Raw genomic sequence first — 2860 nt, 5'->3', positions numbered from 1 at the left:
TCGAGTATTTTGTTGGCAAGTTCTCTCATTTCGCGAGCGCTCATTTTTTGCTTGAAAAATGAAAATGAAAATTTTCTAAAAAAAATATGTGTGAAAAGAAATGATATAAATAAAAGAGAGTTTTTTCGAATGTCAGACAGAGGTCGTGTTTTTTATGGCGGCCGGCGCACGCCCGTGCCTGCCGAGCGTGAAGAAGACTGCCCCAAACGCATGGTGTTTGATCCCGAAGACAAAATGTGCTATGATATTAGCGCCCGCAAAAATAACAAGAAGGTGGCTGAAGTAGCCAAAGCCAACATCGGGCGCCAGGACGCCAAGCTCAAAGCCGCCAAGCTCGACAAGAGTGTGCGCACTGTCGAAGCCAGGTTTGCACGCATCACTGCCGCCAGCAAACTGTACCCCAAGACATGGACGCTGGAGCCAGGTGACAAGGGTTTCAACGCCGAAGCCCTGCGCGCCATGCAAAAAGCTGGCGTGGACAAGTCGCCCTTTGAAGTATCGTGCCCGCCCCACGGTCAGTTGCTGGACAAGGCCAAAGTCACCGACCAGCCGTACCAAAAGACGGCCGCGTTTTTGTTTCACCCCAACTCGCCAGCCCAGCGTCTGCTGGTGGCAGTGCGCACTGGTGGTGGCAAAACTCTGATTATGATCCGGGCACTCAGCAATTTCTTTGACGACCGCCGGCCCAAACTCGTGGTCTTTCCCAACGATCTTATCGCCAAACAGTTTTATGGCGAATTGATGGCCTACGACAACCCGTATCGCAGCTATGTGCTGGAAGAGCTGGGCAACAAGGCCAGCGCGGATTACGTGGCCCGCGCGCGCAAAAACGCCTTGAATGGCGACGAAATCCAAACTGTCGAGGACATCCTGGGTCTGAAAGGTCACCCCGGCCAGGCTGGCAAACCAGGTTATTTGGCGGCGCCGCTGCGTGTTGTCACATACCGTGCGCTGGGCGGCGCAACCGTGAATTCCATGGCCTGGATCCGGCCCAAGCATGGCAACATCATGCTGCCGGCTGCCGGTGGCGGAAAAGCCCGGGTGAATATTTTGGAGGACAAGATTGTGATTATGGACGAAGCGCAAAATCTCATCAAACCCAACCCTGAAGTGCTGAAACTCGAGTCGACCCGCGAGAATTTGGAGCGAGCGCGCGAAATGTTGCGGCTGGCCACCAAGTCGGCTGTGGCTTTGTTTACGGCCACCCCTGTCATCGACGACCCGGCTGATGGCGAGAAGCTGATGCGCATTGTGCGCGGTGTGGCCAACGAGCACAAGCCGACCAACGAAGGCTTCATCACGTCCTTTGTCAGCAATCCGTCGTCGGCTTACCCAACCGTCGAGCCACTGGCTGAGGAAATGCCCAAGCTGGTGTCGGTGCCTCTGAGCGGCGAGCCGGATGACAAAGGCAGCTCTCTGGGCAACTATCTGGATCACTTGCTGAAAGGCGGTCAAGGCAAAAAAGTAATTGACCCCGCATTTCTCAAGTCCAAGACGCGCGGCATTTACGAGTACACGGCCGCCTACACCACCTCGCAGACCAATCCGGCCTTTTTGAAGAAGCTGCGTGACACGCCCGACACGGCGGCGCCTAAACTGCTGGCAGCAGCCCGTCTAGCTGCAGCGCATGAAGGCAAAGTTATTCTGCTCACCAACACGCAAAATGGCTTTTACTCGCTGCACTACATGTTTCAGAACTGTGCAGAATTCGCTGGCATGAAAGACAAGGTCATGCCCCTGCTCGGTTCTCGCAAAACGACTCGGGCCGATTTCAAAGCGTCGTGCAACGGTACTAGTTTTACCAACTGGAAACAATACACGACATGTGTGCGCGAAAAGTTTGATGCCGGCAACAACATTCATGGCGAACATCTCAAGATTTTGATCTTGAATGCCGAAGAGTATTCCGAGGGCATTGATTTCAAAGACGTGCGCGCCGTGATCATGGTGGACGTGCCTGAATCGTGGGCCAAACTCAAGCAGCGTGTCGGTCGTGCGGTCCGGCAATGTTCGCACATTCGCCTGAACAAAGACCAGTGGTCAGTGCATACCTACATCTTGTGCGCCACCCTGCCGCCCAAAGTGCACTTCAAGTCTGGCCAAGAGCTCGACTTGAGCGGCGTGCCCACCGTCGACGAACAAATGCTGGTGCGAGTCATGGCGCAGCGCGCAGTCATTGAGAGCAAAACGTGCGACCTGGTCAATGCAGCCATGGATCGCAAGATTCTCGGCAAGGCGGCAGGCACAGATGCATGCAACAATCCAAACAGGCGAAAGAGCAGCAGCAACGCTAAAGAAGAAGAACAAGAACAAGAACCGCCGGGTCCGACCAAAAAGCAGCGCGAAGATATGGCCGTGGCTATCAAACAAGTGGCCGAGGCGCATAAAGCTTACAAGCAATGTCTGTCGCTGGCGCAGAAGGTGTCGGATGTGGCCAAGCAGACGGAAGCGCTGAGTAAATGTTCGGCCAAATACCAGGAAGTCGTAGAAGCCATTGTGGAAAATCTGGTGCCCTGGTACTCGGCGGCCAACGAACAAGGCGCCATCAACTGCCCCATGAGTCTTGATGCGGCCGGGTGTGCTGCTTTCTGCGACGAAGAACTGCCGATAACTACAGACAAAGACACGGGTGTGCAGTACAACGCAAAAGAAAATGCCCTGTGTCGCGAGCGTCACAATACAGCTCCGCGCCGCGGATCCTTGTCAAGCGATAGTAATAGCAGTGGAGATATTGCAGCCCTGGCATTTGGAGATGCGCTGCAAAATGCCATGCAACCTTTTTCTTCTTCAGTAGCAGCTACAGGAGCCAAGTGCGAAAATTGTCCCGACGGAAAAACCGAGGCGCAATGCTTTGAATTCT

1 protein-coding gene is annotated in these 2860 nt (G+C 54.3%); it reads left to right on the top strand.

What is annotated here, in order from left to right; all coding sequences use genetic code 11:
* Positions 1-174 precede the first annotated feature (174 nt).
* On the top strand, positions 175-2860 hold a 2686-nt coding region (locus tag Q0072_RS10590), incomplete at its 3' end, for a DEAD/DEAH box helicase (protein ID WP_298329559.1).

The organism is Asticcacaulis sp., assembly GCF_027484505.1.
In the GTDB taxonomy this organism is placed as follows: domain Bacteria; phylum Pseudomonadota; class Alphaproteobacteria; order Caulobacterales; family Caulobacteraceae; genus Asticcacaulis.
This window is presented reverse-complemented; position numbering and strand designations above follow the sequence as displayed.